This is a genomic window from Verrucomicrobiia bacterium (assembly GCA_035765895.1).
Taxonomy (GTDB): domain Bacteria; phylum Verrucomicrobiota; class Verrucomicrobiia; order Limisphaerales; family DSYF01; genus DSYF01.
Map to the genome: position 1 here is coordinate 36888 of DASTWL010000061.1, position 20098 is coordinate 56985.

The 20098-nt window shown below is 58.9% G+C and carries 9 protein-coding genes; 8 read left to right on the forward strand and 1 reads right to left on the reverse strand.

All coding sequences use genetic code 11. From position 1 onward, the window contains the following. Positions 1 to 210: 210 nt before the first annotated feature. On the forward strand, positions 211 to 588 hold the full coding sequence (locus VFV96_12340) for a hypothetical protein (protein ID HEU5071186.1): 378 nt from the start codon (positions 211 to 213) through the stop codon (positions 586 to 588). A 194-nt stretch (positions 589 to 782) separates the two neighbouring features. Then, complete coding sequence (locus VFV96_12345) at positions 783 to 1967, forward strand: chitobiase/beta-hexosaminidase C-terminal domain-containing protein (GenBank protein ID HEU5071187.1); 1185 nt, start codon at positions 783 to 785, stop codon at positions 1965 to 1967. Here the strand turns inward: VFV96_12345 and VFV96_12350 are convergent. Then, positions 1954 to 3057: a beta-propeller fold lactonase family protein gene (locus VFV96_12350; protein ID HEU5071188.1), complete on the reverse strand. Its 1104-nt coding sequence runs from the start codon at positions 3055 to 3057 to the stop codon at positions 1954 to 1956. The two genes, VFV96_12345 and VFV96_12350, sit on opposite strands and share 14 nt — an antisense overlap. Before the next feature lie 197 nt (positions 3058 to 3254). Between VFV96_12350 and VFV96_12355 the strand changes: the two genes are divergently transcribed. The 6 genes from VFV96_12355 (at position 3255) to VFV96_12380 (ending at position 20095) form a co-directional block, all read left to right on the forward strand. Then, complete coding sequence (locus tag VFV96_12355; GenBank protein HEU5071189.1) at positions 3255 to 9641, forward strand: PA14 domain-containing protein; 6387 nt, start codon at positions 3255 to 3257, stop codon at positions 9639 to 9641. A gap of 434 nt (positions 9642 to 10075) precedes the next feature. Beyond that, the gene (locus VFV96_12360; GenBank protein ID HEU5071190.1) at positions 10076 to 11248 is read left to right on the forward strand and encodes a hypothetical protein; all 1173 of its coding nucleotides are present in this window, start codon (positions 10076 to 10078) and stop codon (positions 11246 to 11248) included. A 47-nt stretch (positions 11249 to 11295) separates the two neighbouring features. Then, on the forward strand, positions 11296 to 15618 hold the full coding sequence (locus tag VFV96_12365; protein ID HEU5071191.1) for a hypothetical protein: 4323 nt from the start codon (positions 11296 to 11298) through the stop codon (positions 15616 to 15618). 869 nt (positions 15619 to 16487) lie between these two features. Further along, complete coding sequence (gene corA, locus VFV96_12370; protein ID HEU5071192.1) at positions 16488 to 17486, forward strand: magnesium/cobalt transporter CorA; 999 nt, start codon at positions 16488 to 16490, stop codon at positions 17484 to 17486. A gap of 4 nt (positions 17487 to 17490) precedes the next feature. Beyond that, the gene (locus VFV96_12375; protein ID HEU5071193.1) at positions 17491 to 18714 is read left to right on the forward strand and encodes an ATP-binding protein; all 1224 of its coding nucleotides are present in this window, start codon (positions 17491 to 17493) and stop codon (positions 18712 to 18714) included. A gap of 13 nt (positions 18715 to 18727) precedes the next feature. After that, complete coding sequence (locus VFV96_12380) at positions 18728 to 20095, forward strand: sigma-54 dependent transcriptional regulator (protein ID HEU5071194.1); 1368 nt, start codon at positions 18728 to 18730, stop codon at positions 20093 to 20095. Positions 20096 to 20098: the final 3 nt, after the last annotated feature.

A 20098-nucleotide genomic window follows, 5' to 3' on the forward strand; every position in this document is an offset into this window, starting at 1 on the left:
ATCTTGCGGTCAGATTGCATGAACCTGGCTGGACTCACGTTAATCTTCGCATTGGCCTTGCCGGCGTTGGCGCAGACCAACTCGGCGGTGGAAACGGATTCCTCCCACGCCGCCGCGCCGACACATCAAACGCATGACGCTGCGGTCCTTCGCGCGGAGCAAATCCGGGCGGATTGCATTGCCGGTCGTCGTTGCATCTGCGGCAAGATTATGAAAATTCTACCCGAAGGACTGGTGGTGGAGAGTGGTTACACCAATCTTTTGCGTGAGCCGTTGACGCGTTCCTGGCTCGTGCCGGGCACGGTGACCACCAGCCGCCCGGAAAAGTTGGTGGAAAGCGGCATTCCCGGAACGCCCTGCGTCGGCACGGTGTTGCTGACGGACTATCCCAAATCACGAAAGCTGAAGCCGAAGGCATACGATTACGTGATTATTGAAGGTTACCCCACCGGGCAGCATACCTATCATTCCGTGGGCACGGTGCAGAAGACGGTGCGGCGATTTTCCGCGCAACTTGCCACGGCGGTTGCCTGGCATCTGGCCGAAGGCAGCACCAACGCTTCGCCCTCGAGTGCAGGATCAAAGTGACGCGCGCCTTTCGAATTGTTGGAGCAAAGTTTCTGCCCCGTCTGGCTACCATTGCGGGAATGGGCGTGCTCGCAACTCGCGCCGTCCACCCATGTCTGGCTGACGCCGTTGCCCCCCGCTCGTGGGAGGTTCAACCCCGGTCACGCCCGTTTCTCGCCATGCCGGCCACGGCCGCCTCAACCTTGCCGGCACTGTTGTCTCAAACTGGAGCGTTCAAGGATGTCCGGCATCTTGTCCCGGCCGATGGATTACTCCCGTATGAGCTCATCGTCCCATTCTGGTCGGACGGTGCGGAGAAAGCGCGCTGGGTTTCCGTGCCTGCCGGCGCGACGATAAAATTTTCGCCGACGGGCGAATGGAGCTTTCCGAAAGGAACGGTCTTTGTAAAGACGTTCACTTTCATTACCAACGAACTGCAGCCCGAGTCGATTCGCCGGCTGGAGACGCGGTTGCTGGTGTGCGATGCGGATGGCGGCGTTTACGGGGCCGTTTACAAATGGCGCCCCGACAACAGTGACGCTGAGTTGCTGGAAACGAATTTGATGGAAACGATCACCATTATAACCGCGACCGGCGTGCGAACCCAGTCGTGGTATTACCCCAGCCGCAAGGATTGCCTGACCTGCCACACGGACAACGCCGGGCATGTCCTGGGGGTAAAAACCCGGCAGTTGAACCGGGAGTATGCCTACCCTGCCGGGGTCACTGAAAATGAACTGCTGAGGTGGAGCCGGCTTGGCCTGTTCGATACCAACCTGCACAAAGCCGACGTAAAAGCGTTGCCGACGCTGGCCCGTCCCGATGACCTGGCCCGCAGCCTGGAAGATCGCGCGCGTTCCTACCTCGATGCGAATTGCGCCAATTGCCATCGGCCGAAGGGCACCGTTGCCTATTTCGACGCGCGCTACGACACGCCATTGGCAAAGCAGGGCCTGATTGACGGTCCGGTGCTGATTGACGAACGCATCGACAGCGCGCGGGTCATGGCGCCGAACGACATCTGGCGTTCCATTCTTTACCTGCGGGCGAACACGACCGAAGCCTTCAAGATGCCGCCGCTGGCCCGCAACGCGATCGATGAAAAGGGCATGGCCTTGCTGCGACAATGGATCGAAAGCCTTCCGGGGCCGCCGGTGCTGCCGCCGCCGGAAATCTCGCCGGCCGGCGGCAGTCTGACGAACGCCGTGGAGGTCACATTGAGCAGCGTGCCGGGTGCGACCATCCGTTACACAATCGACGGCACGGTGCCGACGAAGTCGGATTTGCTCTATGACAAACCCATTCGCCTGACCGGGCCAACCATTCTGCGCGCCCGGGCGTTCAAGACGGGCTTCACCAAGAGCATTACCACCCAGCAGTTCTTTCTCACCGGCCAGTAGCCGTTTGACTCACTTCGCGCCCGGCAACCACGACGATACCCCACGGACTGCCGGGTGATTTGACGCGCGTAATTTCCTGGTCAGTTGAAAGGTCCACCACCGAGACATCGTCCGATGGGCCGTTGGCGGCGAACAAATATTTGTTGTCCGGTGACAGGGCGATGCCCCACGGACGCTTTCCAACGGGGATCGTGTGCAGCACCTCGAACGTATTGGCATCAACCACACACACCGTGCCGCCCCGCCCGGTGCTGACATAAATCTTCTTCCCATCGGATGAAACCACGACGCATTGCGGACGCGCGTGCGGCGGCAAGGTGATTACCCGGGCGAGTTTTTGCGCCGCGGTGTCGATGACGTTCAACTCGCCTACGGATTCAGATGGAATGAACGCGCGCGAGCCGTCCGGCAGGAACGCCACGCTGCGGGGACGTGGATGAACGTTGAGGTGACCGATGACCTTGAACGTCTGCGCGTCGATGGCGAACACATCGCCCGCCGTCTCGCAGGTGACGTAGAAAAATTTCCCGTCCGGACTGGCGCCGACGCCTTCCGGCTCACGGCTCACCGGGATGAACGTGACCACCTTGCCGGTGGCGGCATCAAGCACGGTGGCGGCACTCACGTCTTCGTTGGCAATGTAGATGCGCGAACCGTCCGGGCTGAGACAGAATTGTTCGGGGTCGGAGCCGGCGGGAATTTTACGCAGGAATTTTTTCTGCCCGGCGTCCACGAGGGCGATGCCGTCGGCTGATTTGTCCGCCTTGGCCTCCTTGTCATCATCATCGTGGCCTTTTTCGAAAATGGGGTTGCCATTCGCATCCAATTTCGGCGGGGGTTCGATGGGAGTGCCGCTTAACGCGACATAAACCGTCTTTCCATCCGGACTGGCATGGATGCCCCGTGGCCGCTTGCCCACGGGAATGGTGGTGGCGACCTTGAAATCCGCTCCGTCGATGACCGTCAGAGTGCCGGCCTTTTCATTGGAAACAAAAACCGAATAGGCGCCGGCACAGTGCGCGGATGGGCTCCAGAAAAACGCGCTGCCGGCCAGCGCGGCGATCCATGCTGAGTAAAGGGAAATTCTCATGTTGGAAATCGAAGTCAGTTTTTGCGCGAACGTGATAATGCCGGGGCATTTGAAACGAGAGTGAAAACAGGAAAAATTGGGGTGTCCATGGTTCGCGCTTAAGCATAAAGTAAGAACACATCATTTCCGCCGCAAGCTGTTCGTGGATAAACGACCGTGGCTGGACAAAAGTGATGGGAGACCTTGCTCAACAGTAAATGAAAAACCATTTGGGCTTCATCATCAGGGGGTTCGCGGTCATCAGCGTCGTTCTCGCAACCCTGTCCCAGCTTTGCCCTGAAGCCAAAGCCCAGACGCTGCGGTTGCGTTTTGCCTTCGAAGACAGCGGCTCGACCACGACCGATTCCGCGGCGGGAGTTACGTTGAAGCTGGTCAACGGCAGCACGGCGACGGATTTGCACGGGACTGCCGGATCCGGCGTGGCCGGGATTGGCAAAGCCTTGGACTTTTTCTCCGGGACTTACAACAACGCAGCGTCGCCGATCGCTTTTGCGACCAACAACGGAGCACTGAACTTTGGGCCGATTTCCAATTTTACCCTGACCCAGTGGATCAAACCTGGCGTGGTTTCCCAGTATCCGCGCTTCTTTGAAATTGGACCCAATACGTTCACGGTCGAGACGGCGGCGAATTCGTTTGCCTACCTGCTGAACAATGGACCCGGCTTTCAAGTCTTCCTGAACGGGGTTCAGCAGTTGACCACGGGAACGGTTCCCGGCTTGTCCGCGGGAAGTTGGAGCTTTATTGCGATTACTTACGATGGCAGCACGCTGAATCTGTATGCTGGTTCGGAGACCAGTCCCGTGGCGCTTGTCACGAGCGCATCGGTTTCAGGGCAGACCATCAATCTGGGCAGCTCCGGCACCGTTTTTTTGGGCAATCGGTTGAGTGACCAGCTTCGGGCATTCCAAGGATTGCTGGATGACACACGGTTTTATACGGATGCGGCGGATGTGAACTTTCTGGAAAGCGTGCGGCTGTCTGCTTTGAGCGACCCGTATGCGGGGCCGACGACAATTTCACCATCGGCAACAGCCATTCTTGGCAGCAATGTAACCATCAGTGCCATCGCCGATGGCACTCCGCCGATTACTTTTCGGTGGTTCTTCACCAACACGAACGGCGTCACCAGCCTGGTTTCCGGCGCCACCACGAGCACGTTTACGCTCACCAATGTGCAATATGCCAATGCCGGAAATTATTTTTTGGTGGTCTCCAACAACCCGGGCGGCACCCCAAAGGTCTTCACCAACACACCTGCTGCCTTGACGGTGACGGCGGAGGTGCCGCCGGTCGTGCTGGTGGATTTCGGCATCAATGCGCCGACGCCGGGGATTAACGACGCTTTTCAGTTCAGCACGGCCGGCCAGGCAAACCAGCCGGATGGACTTAATTACTATACCGACAACCAGGTCAGTTACGGCTCGGGCGAACCCGGACAGACATTTTTTACGCCCGACGGCTCGGCCGGTTTCCTTTTGACCTCGCTGGCCTTTAAAACCGGGGGCGGCACCAGTTCGGGGACCGGCACCCCGCAGGGGTATTTGCTGCACATTTATTCGGTGAGCAATGGCGCCGCCACCGTGCTCGCCACTTATAGTGCGACGAACTTCACTTTTTCGGATGGTGACTGGTTGCAGTGGACCAACCTCGACTTGTCGCTCATGCCCAATTCGACTTATGGCTATTCCTTCGGAAAAGTCTCCGCGGCAGTTGGGGGTTGGGATCAGCTGGGCAATGCCAGTGGCAATCCTTATCCGAATGGTGAACTGGGCATTTTCCCGGTGGCTGGCGGCAACATCACCTTTGCCAGCAGCCATGACTACGATGGCGTTTTTGATGTGGGATTGACTTCGCTCGGACCTCCGTCGCCAGCGACGGTCGCAAACAAGCCCGCTACGACCATCCAAGGGACGGCCGCAACCTTGAACGGAACCATTGTTGCGAGCGGAGGCAGCCTTCCGTATGTCACGATCTACTATGGCGCGACCGACGGCGGGACGAATGCCGCCGCCTGGTCCAACGATGTCGCTCTGGGCGCACAGTTGGGGGACTTTTCGACGATGGTGACCGGCCTGACGACCAACACGACGTATTACTACACCGCCCAGGCTTCCAACACGGCCGGCATTTCGTGGGCCGCGCCGGCCTCCAGCTTTACCACGGCGGCGACGGTGAACCCACCCACCGTAACCAACCTGCCAGCAATGCTCGTCGGCGCGACCACAGTCACCTTGAACGGTCAGGTGCTGGATACGGGCAATGAGTGGCCGATCATCACGATTTATTACGGGACCACCGATGGCGGCGCCAATCCGGCCGCTTGGTCCAATCACATTTCCCTGCCGGCGCAGGGAGGAGTTTTCAATTTGCAGGTGGCCGGGCTGTCAGAAGGCGCGACTTATTACTTTGCCGCTTACGCGTCCAACTCGGCTGGATCCTCATGGGGTGGTCCATCGCAGTCGTTCACCACGCTGGCAGTCAAACACATCCCGGTGCTGACGTATCATTACGACAACACCCGCCAGGGATTGAACGCCAACGAAACCCTGCTGACTCCGGCCAATGTGAACACCGCCAGCTTCGGAAAACTGTTCACCTATCCGGTGGATGGCTATGTGTATGCCCAGCCGCTGATCATGACCAATCTGACCATTCCCGGCAAAGGCACGCACAACGTGCTGTTCGTCCTCACCATGCACGACACGGTTTATGCCTTTGACGCCGACAGCAATGGCGGGGCCGATGGGGGCTTATTGTGGAAAACCAACGTCGGCATTTCGGCCGTCTCGCCTTCCACCGAATACGGTCTGCGTTACCACGCTCAAGGCAATACGGACGTGGTGCCGGAGGAGGGAATGGTGGGCACGCCGGTCATTGACGCGGCAACGGGCACGCTTTACCTGGATGCCTTCACGCGGGAAGTCGTGCCGGGCGTTTCCACCAACTACTATCATCGTATTCACGCACTGGATGTGACGACCGGCAACGAGCGGCCCTACGGCCCGGTGGTCGTCGCCGGTTCCGTGCCGGGCACCGGCGTGAATGGCAGTGGCGGCGTATCCGGAGCCGGCACCGGCGCCACGATTACGGACGGCGGCCCCACCGTAACGTTTTCGGCCATTCAACATTGCGCCCGCCCGGCGCTGACGCTGGCCGGTGGCGTTTTGTATGTGGCTTACGGCAGCCACGATGACACCGATCCATATCACGGGTGGGTTTTTGGCTACAACCCCGCCAATCTTGCTTTGGTGAGCATCTACTGCACCTCGCCCAACGCAACACTGGCGGCGTTTGGTTCCCATGCAGGCGAAGGTGCGATTTGGATGGCAGGCAACGGCCTTTGCGCGGATGCCAGCAACAATCTCTATTTCATGACTGGCAACGGGGCGTTCAGCCAGAACACCAACGGTGGCGATTACGGCGACAGTTTCGTCAAGCTTTCCACAACCGCGAACCAGCTCAGCGCAACCGATTATTTCACGCCCTACAACCAGGCCTCTTTGCAGAGCAGCGACGCGGATTTGGGGTCGGGTGGCGCCATGCTGCTGCCGGACGCAGCCGGCAGTGCGGCCCATCCGCACTTGATCGTGGGGGCCGGCAAGCAGGGAAAGATTTATCTCGTGGATCGCGACAACATGGGACATTACCAGGCGGGCAGCGACAGTCAGATTGTGCAGTCCATCGGCGGCGCCGTGGGCGGGTGCTGGTGTTCGCCCGCCTACTTCAACAACTGGATTTATTATCAAGGCAACGGTGATGTGATGAAGGCGTTCTTTATCACCAATGGGAGCATCGCCACCACGCCGGTTTCAAAATCCACCACCAGTTTTGGTTTTCCCGGCCAGACGCCAACCATCTCCGCGGACGGCTCGAGCAACGGCATCGCGTGGGTCATTGATGCCAGCGCGTATCTGAGCAGCGGCCCGGCAGTGTTGCATGCCTACAACGCAACCAACCTTGCCGACGAACTGTATAACTCCAGCCAGAATCCTTCGCGCGACTATCCGGGCGCAGGCGTGAAAATGGTTCCACCTGTTATTGCCGGCGGCAAGGTGTATGTCGGCGCACAATACGCCGTATCCGTCTTTGGCAACGCCGTTTTTCTGACCGCTCCGACCATCTCCCCCAACGGCGGCCCCTTTACCAATTCGGTGATGGTGACGCTGTCGGACGCCACGGCGGGCGCGTCCATCTTTTATACGCTGGACGGCACAACCCCCACCACGGATTCGACGCCATACACCGGGCCATTCGCACTGACGAGCAATGCTTTGGTGCAGGCCATTGCCGCCGCGCCCGGCGCGGTGAACAGCGCCGTCACCAGCGCATCGTTCAACAACACCGCCGCCAGTGGCACTGGCACCGGCTTGCAGGCCGAATATTTTGCCAATCACACCAGCGCCGCTCCGTTCACCGGTTCGCCAGCGCTCGTGCAGACGAATGCGACCGTCAACTTTAACTGGGGCACAATCGGTCCGGCTCCCAGTGTGGGCGCGACCAATTTCACCGTGCGCTGGACCGGCTGCGTGCAACCTCGGTTCTCTGAAAGTTACACCTTCACCACCACGGCGGACGATGGCGTGCGCCTGTATGTAAACGGGCAGTTGTTGATTGATGACTGGACCGACAAGGCCAGCGCCACGACGAGGAGCAATTCCATCGCGCTCGCGGCGCAGCAGCTTTACAACATCGAACTGGATTATTACCAGAAGACCAACAACGCCTCGGTGACGCTTTCCTGGAACAGTCCTTCGACGCCGAACGGTGTTGTTCCGCAGACCCAGTTGTATCCTTATTCGAACCCGGCTCCGGCCGTTGTCCTGACCGCACCAGCCGACGGTTCGGGTTATACCGCGCCAGCCAGCGTGACCATTTCTGCCGATGCGGACGCGCCATACAACCCGGTCAGCGTCGTCAGCTTTTACGCCAACGGTGCGTATTTGGGCAGCGTCAGCAATGCGCCCTACACCCTCACCACGACTGGATTGGCGGCCGCCAGTTACGCCTTAACCGCCGTGGCGGTGGACGGCAGCGGCTTGAGCAGCACGTCTGCCGTGGTGAACGTTTCTGTGGGCGCCGGCAGCGGCCAGCCTTATGGACTCACCACCCGCCTGCCAATGAACGCTTTCCTGAACATGCCGACGACAGCGGCGGGATCGATGCCGGCGCTGCTGTCACAGGTGGGCATTTTCAGCAACACGCCCGGCATGACGCCGGTGACGGCATTGATTCCTTATACTCCCAATACGCCACTCTGGTCGGACGGTGCACTGAAGACGCGTTACTTCGCCGTGCCCAACGACGGCGGAACCATCACACCGGATGAGCAAATTGATTTTGCGCCGACCGGTTCGTGGTCTTTCCCGGCCGGGACGGTATTTGTGAAAACCTTTGAACTGAATACCGACACCACGAATCCCAATGTCAAACGCCGGCTCGAAACCCGCCTGCTGGTGCGCGACATCAACGGCCAGGTTTACGGTGTGACCTACAAATGGCGTGCCGACAACAGTGATGCCGACCTGCTCCCCGGCAGCTTGAACGAGGACATCCTCATTACCAACGCCACCGGCGTGACCACGCAAACGTGGTATTATCCAAGCCGGGCGGACTGTCTCACCTGCCACACGCCGGTGGCCAATTACGTGCTGGGAGTGAATACCCGTCAGTTGAACGGCGATGAGACGTATCCATCAACCGGGGTGACCGACAATCAGTTGCGCACCTTGAACCGGCTCGGCCTGTTCAACGCCGCGTTTGATGAGGCGATCATCACGAACTTTGCCAGAATGGCCGCCCTGACCAACCTTTCGGCCTCGCTCGAGACCCGGGTGCGTTCCTATCTCGACGCCAACTGCGTGCAATGTCATCAGCCCGGAGGAATCGGGCCGACGTTTGACGCGCGCTTCGACCTGCCGCTGGCCAGTCAAAACATCATCAACGGCGGACTGGATTCGGACGGCTTCGCCATGGTGGTGCCCAAAGACATCTGGCGCTCGGAAATCCATCAGCGGATGGACACGACCAACAACACCATCAAGATGCCGCCGCTCGCGCGCAATTTGATTGATACCAATGCCGTGCAGGTCCTCACCGACTGGATCAACAGTCTGCCGGGGGTTCCCGCGCTGGCCCCGCCCGTCCTCACGCCCAACGGCGGCAACTTCGTGGCTTCGGTGAATGTTGCGGCGCAACAACCGGACACCAATGCGGTGATTTACTACACGCTGGATGGCTCGAAGCCGACGACGAACTCGCTGCTTTACACCGGGCCGTTCACCTTGCTGGACAGCGCCACGGTCTCGGCCAGTTCCTTCCGCACCGGTTACGTCAACAGCGTCACGACCAGCGCGCTGTTCACGGTTGAACCGCTGCATTTTGTTGCGGAAGAACTCACGAACAATATGTTCCGTTTGACCTTCAGTGGCACGGCGGGCGGCAATTACGTGCTTGAAGCGAGCACGAATCTTGTCACTTGGACGCCCATTGCCACCAACATGCCGGACACGAACGTGTTCGATTTGTTCGATCCAGGAGCGACCAATTATCCTTACCGGTTCTATCGGGTGCGGCGCCAGTAAACCTGTCCACCCGCTTGTCCGTTGGCGCAGGCGGGCGTTGGAGACGTTTGCAATCGAGCGCACCAAGGCAAACAATCCCCAAGCCGCCGCATTATTGATGGCGCGCCGCAGACTTCGGTCGAAAAACAAACCAGGACCAGCTTATGGAAGGTTCGCCGGCCGTTCTGTGGGTAGCTTGTGTTCTGTTCACGGCGGTCGCATTCAATTGTTCTGAAGCTTCCTACAACTTGGCTTGACACGGACAAAAAGTGGCGCATTGATAGCCCACATCAAGCCTCAGGTGGCAGCCGGCCCAACTTCCGGCTTATTTCCAACTTGGGCTATGACCGTCAAAATCAGAACGGGAACGGCAACCCGATGTTGCATGCAAGCAACAGTAAGCTCGACGTGGGTGGGGGGGACCCCCGCCAACTACTTCAGTGTAGGGAGACCCCATGAAAAATACCCTCGTATTAGTTGTGGCTTTGTCGCTCGCGGCCACTGCCTGGAGTTATGCAGATGGCACAATTCAAAGTGCCAATTCTTGGGCTGGCAGTCGGGTCGTAAGGTATATGCCAGCGGATCTTGGAGCCGACTACCGCGTCTGGAACAAGGTAATCGCCAGAACCAACTCATTGGGAAGCGTCACCTATTCCACCAATCAAGCCTACGTCGAACTGGCGACTGGCTTGAACTATCAGGATGCGCAAGGCCAATGGCAGGAATCGAAGGCGGAATTTCAATTGGTGCCCGGCTGGGCGGTGGCCAACACGGGGCGGCACAAAATTGGCCTTGCATACAACCTGAACACCAAGGGTTCGGTCGCCATCACCATGCCGGATGGACACAACATGTGGGGCCAGGTGCTGGCATTAAGCTACGTTGATCCCGCAACCGGGCAGTCGGTGTTACTGGGGGAGGTGAAAGACTGTGTGGGCACATTGGTGGCGTCCAACCAGGTGCTCTATGCGGATGCGTTTACTGATGTAAAGGCGGACGTTCGTTACACCTATACCAAGGCCGGGATTGAGCAGGACATCGTGCTGCGAGAACAATTGCCTGATCCATCACTCATCGGCATGAACCCCGCAACTACCCGCCTTGCGGTCGTCACTGAATTTATCAATCCGCCTTCAGCCAGTGTTACGGAAGATGCCGCATCTTCAAATTCAACCGACACGAACAGCTTGCCCGACGAAAGAATCAACCTGGGTGTCATGCGTTTTGGGGAAGGACGAGCCTTCGAGACGGGGCAACAATCGGTGCGTCGTCAGCGGGTTGGCAAAAAGTGGGCAACCATGAACGGCCGGACCTTTCTGTTCGAGGAAGTGCCGCTGTCGGTCATCAAAGCCTCCGTGAATCAACTGCCCAAACAAGCCAGTGCGCGGCCCTCGGCAAAGGTCAAGTCGCTGGCCCAAATGGAGATTCCGAGCCAACGGGTGGCGCATACAGAACGCAGAAAAATGCAAATGGCGAAGATCGAGGATGAGGGGACTTCCAGCGGATTCGTGTTGGACTACGTTTTGCTCAACTCGTCCACTTACAATTACACATTCAGAGGAAATACCACTTACTTCGTATCTGGGTCTGTTTACATAGACGGCGTGACGGTCGAGGGGGGGCAGTAGTCAAATTTGATTCTGATTCCCTCCACATTGAGGACGGAATCAATTTCATGACAACGCCCTACCGTCCTGCCGTTTTCACCACAAAAAACGACAACTCAATCGGCGAGCCCATCGACGGCAGCACCGGAGACCCTGTTAATGATTATGTCTACGGCGGGTTGGTCATTGAAGGTTATTTCAGCGAGGATCCGGTTATTAAATATGCCCGATTCCTTCACTTCATAGTCTCTCCCGGAATTGACGTTGAAGGGGGCAGCACCATTACGGTGAAGCACTGCGAGTTTGAGGATTGTAGCCAAGCCATCTATGTGCCCTCTACGTCATATTACCCATTGCCGGTATCGGTTCAGAACTGCCTGTTCAGCGGATGCGGAACTGCGGTTTACCACAACGGTTATGCCCAAGTCATCGGAGTAAACCTGACGATTGACAATTGCAGCCAAGTGGTGGACCAGTCTTGGCCGGAAACATATCTTACGAACTGTGTGCTGACAGATGTTTCGGACGTCAGCGCCATAGCCGGCACGGCATACACCGTCGTGACCAACGCATCGGGGGTTTATCAAACTGCAGGGGCGGGCAATTATTATCTCGCCAACGGCAGTTCCTATCGCGATTGGGGAACGACAAATATCGATCCCGCATTGGTGGCAGAAATCGCACAGATGACAACCTACCCGCCCACAGTCTATGCCAATACCAACTTTGCGTCCTCGACCACCCTCAGTCCCCACGTCGAGTGCGATACAAATTCGATGGATATTGGCTACCATTATGCCGTGCTCGATTATGCGCTTTCAGCGGCGACAAATTCGAGCACCTTGACGCTGACCAATGGCGTGGTCGTGGGCCTCTTTGGCACCAACGGTATCACGATGGCGGGCGGTGCCTCATTGGAAAGCGTTGGAACTCCATTGGCACTTAACCGCTTGGTTCATTGTCAGTTGGTTCAAGAACAGAGCCCCACCGGTGTGCCTGGTGCCATGGTTTGGTTGAGTGGGACAGGGACAACTGTTGATCTGCGTTCAACCGTGTTGGGGGCCGTCTCGCCGGTTTATTATGTCTACGGCTCCTACCTTCCGAATAATGTGTCATTGCGCGATTGTGAGCTTTATGGAGGGAGCGTAGCTCTCTCGGTTTATGGCGGCGGCACGGTTAGTGTGCGGAACAACCTGTTTCGCAGAGTCAACACGGGAGCCTATTACGCCGGAAACTTGGATATGGACCAAAACCTGTTTTGGGGTGGGTCTGTGGCATTTCAAGACTGGCCTTCCACGTATGGCGTATATGACAATGCATTTGACGGAACCGACCTCTCCAATCTGGGCTTGCTGAGCGGACAGCATCACAACGCCTTTATCAATACAAGTGGTTATTCCAGCACGAACAATGGCAATCTGACCTTGTCAAATTTCACCTATTCAGCCGGCGCTTTAGGAGACTTTTATCAGTCTGCAAACAGCCCACTGCACAACGCAGGCAGCACCAATGCGGGTGTTTTGGGCTTCTACCATTACACGACGACCACCAATCAGGTGAAGGAAACCAACTCGGTGGTGGACATCGGTTACCATTACGTTTCGCTGGATACCGCCACCGGCCTGCCGATTGACTCGGATCTCGATGGCATTCCGGATTATCTCGACCCGGATTCAGACGGCGATTCCCTGCCCGACGATTGGGAGATTCACTGGTTTGGAAACCTCGACGCGACCGCATCGGACGATCCGGATGGCGACTGGCTCACGAATTACGAGGAATACCTCGCGGGCAGCAATCCGTCCGATGTGATGGTGGTCGCTTGGGGCATCGCGAATGGGGGAGCGCTCGCCGTGCCGACTAACGCACAAAACGTGGTGTCTGTGGACGGCAATTTTGAGGGGAGCCTGGCACTGCGCGCGGATGGTTCGGTGGTCGGTTGGGGGACAGGTGCTGCATCACTGCCGAATTGGACCAACATAGTCCAATTGTCGGCCGATTGGGATCAAGTGGCGGTCGTGGAATCCGACGGCATCGTTTCTGTGCTGAACACAAACGATGACCTCCCCCCGGGCGATTTGACCAATGCCGTGCAGGTTGCAGCAGGTGACGGGTTCTGTGTTGCATTGCGTGCGAGTGGCACCGTTACTGCGTGGGGGGCGAACGATGCCGGGCAATGTGATGTGCCAGCAGGGCTGGCGAGCGCGAAGGCTGTCGCGGCCGGCTGGAGCCACGCAGTGGCATTGCTTCAGGACGGCAGCGTGGCCGTATGGGGGGACAATGGTTATGGGCAGACGAACAAGCCCTCGGGACTAACTAATATCACCGCTGTCGCGGCCGGCGGTTTGCATTCACTTGCGCTCAGAGCCGACGGAACGGTTATTGCATGGGGCACCGGTTGGACCAACAGTGGATCGTTGTTCAATTTTGGGCAGGCGATGGTTCCGTCCGGCCTGTCCAATGTGGTCTCCATTTCCGCTGGCGGTTATCATAGTGCAGCTCTTCGGTCTGACGGAACGGTGGTAGTCTGGGGCGATCTGGGCAGTATCGCCATTCCTGATGTTCAGGGACATATCGTCGCGATCGGATCGGGCGACATGCATATCCTGGCTTTGCGGGGTGGCCGGTTGACGCCGTTGATCGTCAGTCAGCCAACGGACCAATTTGCGCCAGCAGGCTATACGGTGGAGTTTACAGCCGTGGGCACGGGGCTGGCGGGCGTTCACTATCAATGGCAGTTTAATGGCACAAACATCGCAGGCGCAACCAATGGGACCCTAACCTTGCTCAACGTCTCTTCCAACGATGAAGGCAGCTATCGGGCCATTGTCTCGACGGGCGCGGGGTCGGTGCTGACATCCGATGCCACCTTCACGCTGGTGCGGCCCCCGGTCATCGCGAGCACCGCCCCGGCCAATCCGGGTGAGGTATGGATCACCAATTTCTTCACGCTGAATGTTGCGGCTACGGCGGCGGGCCAGTCGCAATTTCCCCTGAGCTACCAGTGGCAGTTCAATGGCACCAACCTCGCCTCCGGAACCTCATCCAATTATTACGTCTATTTCTCACCGACCAATGAAGGTGAATTCACCGTCGGCGTCAGCAACGCGGCGGGGTCCACCAACGCCGGTCCGTGGCGGATTCACCTGCTGCAACCCGGCGGGGTGGCGGCTTGGGGCGCCAATGATTATGGCGAATGTGATAGCCCGTATAATCTGACAAATGCTATTTCGATTGCGGCGGGCGAACTCCACTCGGTGGCCGTGCGCGAGGACGGCAGCGTGGTGCAATGGGGGTATCACTGGGCCGACGTTCCCGCCGATTTGACCAACGCCGTGCAAGTCGCCGCCGGTTATGAGCACAGCCTCGCGTTACGCGCCGATGGCACCGTGACCGCCTGGGGCGATGCCGGCGCGCCGAACTGGGTACCCACCAATCTGTCCGGCGTCAAAGCCGTTTCGGCCGGGGAATATCACAACCTCGCGCTGCTGACCAATGGCAGCGTGGTCGCCTGGGGCACGTCGCTTTGGGGCGTCACGAACGTCCCCGCCAACCTGACCAACGTGACGGCGATCTCCGCCGGGACGCAGCACAATCTGGCGTTGAAGGCGGACGGGACGGTGGTGGCGTGGGGCTGGAACGACGTGGGGCAGACGAACGTGCCCGCCGGCTTGAGCAACGTGATCGCGATTGCGGCCGGCGGAATGCACAGCCTGGCGCTCAAATCGGATGGCACCGTGGTGGGCTGGGGCTACGGCAACGACGGCCAATGCACCCCACCTGCCGATCTCACCAACGCGATGGCCATTGCGGCGGGCTGGCGGCACAGTGTGGCGCTGCGCGAGGATGGCACCGTGGTCGGCTGGGGCAGCGACAGCGCCGGGCAATGCGACGTGCCGGCGACCCTGCACACCGTGAAACTCATTGCGGCGGGCGGCGACCACACGCTGGCGGCGGTGTTTTCGCCGTATCTGCGTTACCCGGGCAAAGCAGAATCGTTGGTGGACAACCTGCTGCACATGCTGACCAGCCGAACTAACGGCAATGGGAATGCCTACTTCGATTTGCCGCCGTATGATGTTGCAGGCCGTTTGCACGATTCGTGGGGAGGAACCAACTCGCCGACCATGCAGACAAACTTTTGGTTGCGAGACGTGACCAATATTTACACCTGCTCGGTGGCGGCGCTGCAACCAATTTGGCAAAGCTTAACGAACACAAACACGGCACACTATGTTTGCACAGCGATCTCGCCTCGCCATGCCATTACCGCAGGCCACGTAGGAAGCTTTTTCCAGCCCGGCCAGTTTCGGGGATTGAGACTACACAAAGCGCCAAAGCATTCACGTTTTTTGTGCAAACCCGCCGGATTGCTTGGTGATACAAAGTAGAAAGAGGAGAGCATGAAGCCTAAATACCGGATTAGTCGGATCGTTTCTTTACTTGGGGTAGTCATCTGCTTTGGCATTTCATGCGGGAAGGACGATGCTGATCGGGCTGATTACAAGAGCAAGCACGCGATAAATAACATGGTGCCCACTGCAAAGGTCCGGCTTGCAGGTGAAGAGCCCGTTCAAACCCAAACCACAGTCGAGGGATGGTCATGTGTCCTGTCGATTGAAAACCGGATAACAAATACCAGCCAATCATCCCCGGTGTGCCGAATAATCGTCAAAAACGAGTCCACAAATACACTCACGTGCTGGAGCGGATTATACTGTGAGACATATTCAAGAATCCAATTGACGGACGCCAATGGAGTGACGGTCGAGTTCACCTCAAGTGGGGGGCAAATTGGAACCAGAACCAGTGAGGATCAAATTAAGGCAATGGTAAAAAAGCGGTTTCAGGATTGGATGGAAGGCCAGTCCAGAACAGCGGGGTTTATCTCAGTTCCTCCAGGTCAAAATTATGGGGTGGGATTCAGTCTTCCGGAATTGTTCGCAGTTTCAAAATCAGGAGTTTACGTGCTTAAGGTGCAAACGTGCCTGATCCAGAAGGTGGGAGGTCAAAGCTCCGATCCAAACCTTAAAATCGTATGGTTTCCCCAAATGACTGCCAAATTGGACATGGTCGTGAAGTAAACGGCTCGTAAACCGAACGGGCAACCCTCCGGCTTTGCTGGAGGACTCACTAAGTTTGCCTGCTCCGGGAGTCGTTGCTTGCCCGTGATTTTGTGTCCGGTCGAGCCACGTCAGGCGGCAGCCTGACCTTCAAGAAGGCGTGACAAGTTGGCGCGCCCGGCTTAAACCGGTCGGGCATGATTCGTTCCCTCGCCTTCACCACGCAAGGCCGGCTCCATAGCCGGGATGTCGAGGTGTTTCTCATGCCCACGCTGCTGAACGACACCAACCTTTTCCTCTGGGTGGACCTCGAAAACCCCACGGCCGAGGAAACCAAAATGGTGCTCGAGGACATTTTTCACTTCCACCCGCTCGCCATCGAGGATTGCGTCATGGTCAGCCCGGCGCCCAAGGTCGAGGAGTATCTGCCGAAGGAGGGCGACAGTTTCGCGCCGCACCTGTTCATGGTCATTCATGCCGTGGATTACAGCCGGAAGGACGGCGTGTTTGACACGAACGAGCTGAATTTCTTTCTCGGGAAGAACTTTCTCGTCACCTACCACGAACGGCCGGTGCGCAGCGTGACGGCGGTGGAGGACCTGGCGGTCAAAGGCACGGTGCACATCGCCAAGGCGCCCGACCGGGTGGCGCACCGGATTCTGGATTCCATCGTGGAAAACTACAAACCGGCCTTGGACGAGTTGTCCCTGGAAATTGGCGAGTTGGAGCAGGCGGCCCTGCAGGATCCGGGCACGGAAACGTTGAACCGGATTTTGCAGGAGAAGAAGGAGGTCATGCACCTGCGGCAGATTGTCGGGCCGCAACGCGAGGTGCTGGCGCGCTTTGCCCGGGGCGAATTCACGCTCGTGCGCGCCCACATGGTGCCTTACTTCCGGGACGTGTATGACGGGCTGTCGCACATTGCGGACACGGCGCAAAACTACGCCGATTCGCTGACGGGCATCCTGCAAATCTACCTGAACATGTCCTCCAACCAGACGGGCGAAGTGGTCAAGCTGCTCACGCTCATCACGGTCATCACCACGCCGCTGATGATGATCGGCACGTGGTATGGCATGAACTTCAAACACATGCCGGAACTGGACCTGGAGCACGGTTATCTGATTGCCGGTGGCGTGATGCTGGTGACCACGCTGCTGACCTACTGGTATTTCAAGAAGCGAAAGTGGTTCTGAGCCGATGGCGCTGCCCAAGACAAGTTTCCTCGACAAGGTGCTCGGCCGCATCGGGCGGCTCGACAGCGAAGGCCTGCAGACCGTCGTCCAGCGGCTCGCGCGCGAGCGCAGCTTCCTCGAGACGCTGTTCAACACCATCGAGGACGGCGTGCTGGTGGTGGATGAAGCGGGCCGCATCCTGTATTTCAATGAGGCGGTCACGCGGCTCATCGGCTTGAAGGCCGGTGCGGAAGGCGAGCCCATCACCAACTACCTCGCGGAACTCGACTGGCGGCGCATTGCGCGGTTCGACAGCGAAGGCGGCCGGCACGTCATCCGCCACGAATTCGAGGTGAGCTATCCGCGGCCGCGTTTCCTGCGGCTTTACGCGGCGCCGCTGGACGGCGAAGCAACGGGCAGCTCCGGCGTGGCGTTGATTTTGCACGATGCCACCGAAGCCCGGCAGCAAACCTTTGAAGCCATCGAAAGCGAGCGCATCCAGGCGTTGACGCTGCTGGCGGCCAGCGTGGCACATGAACTGGGCAACCCGCTCAACGCGCTGCACATTCACCTGCAACTCATGGAGCGCGAATTGAAAAAGCTCACCCCGGCCGCCGGCGCCGGCGGCCGGCTGGCGGCGGGCGCGGGCGACGTTGCGGAATCGGTGCGCAAGCTTTCCCAGTTCCTGGGCGTGGCCAAGGGCGAGATCAACCGCCTCGATTACATCATCACGCAGTTCTTGCAGGCCATCCGGCCCACGCCCGCGCAGCTCAAGCCCGGCCAGCTCAACGACGTGGTGGCCAAATCGCTCGACCTGCTCCGGCCGGAACTCGAAAACCGCGACATCGCCGTCAAGGAGAAGCTGGCCCGGCGGCTGCCGGACGCGCCGATTGACGCCGTGCAGCTGCAGCAGGCGCTGGTCAACCTCATCAAGAACGCCATGCAGGCCATGACCCGGGGCGGCACGCTGACGCTGGCCACGGGCGAGGGCTCGGAGGGCGTCTGGCTCAGCATCACGGACACCGGCTGCGGCATTGGCGACGAGCAGATGAAGCACATTTTCGAGCCGTTTTACACGACGAAGAAAAAGGGCACCGGACTGGGTTTGATGATCGTGCAACGCATTGTCCGCGCCCACAACGGCCGCATCGAACTGGACAGCCGCGCCGGCCGCGGAACGATGTTCCGCATCTGGCTGCCGTTGCATGAACCCAAACCGCGGCTGCTGGCCGCGCCGAACGCCCCTTGAAACCCGCCTTGCCATGCTGAAGCCGACCCTGCTGATTGTGGATGACGAAAAGCCGACGCGCGAAGGGCTGCGTGCGGCGCTCGAGGAGCGCTTCGACGTTTACCTCGCCGAGGACGCGAAGGCCGCGCTGGACCTGCTCGAACGCGAGAGCTTTGACGTGATGCTCACCGACTTTCGCATGCCGAACGAGGACGGCTTGAAGCTGATTGCCCGCGCGAAATCCCTGCCCAAGCCGCCCGTTTGCATCTTGATGACCGCCTACGGCTCGGAGGAAATCGCGGTTGAGGCGATGAAACGCGGCGCGGATGATTACATCGCCAAGGGCCGGATGCAGATTGACGAGCTGGAAATGCGCATCGCGCGTTCGTTGCGGCGGCAAAATCTCGAAGTGGAGAACCTCGCACTGCGCCAGCAGCTCGACGCCAAGTTCGGCCTCGAAAACATCATCGGCGAATCGCCGGCCATGACCGAGGTGCTCGAGGTGGTGCAGCAGGTGGCGCCCACGCGGGCCACGGTGCTGCTGCTGGGCGAAAGCGGCACCGGCAAGGAACTCATCGCGAAGGCCGTTCACCAGCTCAGCCCGCGCGCGCGGCAGCCGCTGGTTACGGTGCACTGTGCGGCGCTCTCGCCCACCTTGCTGGAAAGCGAACTGTTCGGGCACGAGAAGGGCGCCTTCACGGGCGCGCACGAACGGCGCATCGGCCGGTTCGAACAGGCGCAGGGCGGCACGTTGTTTCTCGACGAAATCGGTGAAATCGACGCGACCATTCAGATCAAGCTGTTGCGGTTTCTCGGCGAACGCACCTTCGAGCGCGTCGGCTCCAACAAGACGTTGACGGCCGACGTGCGGCTCGTGGCGGCGACGAACAGGAATCTCGAAGAGCTGGTGAAGACGGGCACGTTTCGCGAAGACCTGTTCTTCCGGTTGCGCGTCGTGGAAATCAATCTGCCGTCCCTGCGCGAACGGACCGGGGATATTCCGTTGCTGGCGCGGGCGTTCCTGCGCGAGTTTGCGCAGGAGAACAACAAGCCGGTCACGGACTTCACGGCGGACGCGCTGGAGGCGTTGATGGCGTATCGCTGGCCGGGCAACGTGCGGGAACTACGCACGGCCATTGAACACGCCGTGGTGTTGTCGCGCACGGAGAAGATTTCGCTGCGCGACCTCCCGCCGTCGGTGCGCAATTACACGCCGGACGCAGCCGGGCCGGCGCCGGATTTGACCGGGGAAAACCTCACGGTCAAGGACGCGGAAAAAAAGTTGCTGATTCGTGCCTTGAAGGAAACCGGAGGCAACCGCACACTCGCGGCCAAGAGGATCGGCATGAGCCGCCGCACGTTGCATCGGAAATTGCATCTGTATCATCTGGAAGACCTTTGACTT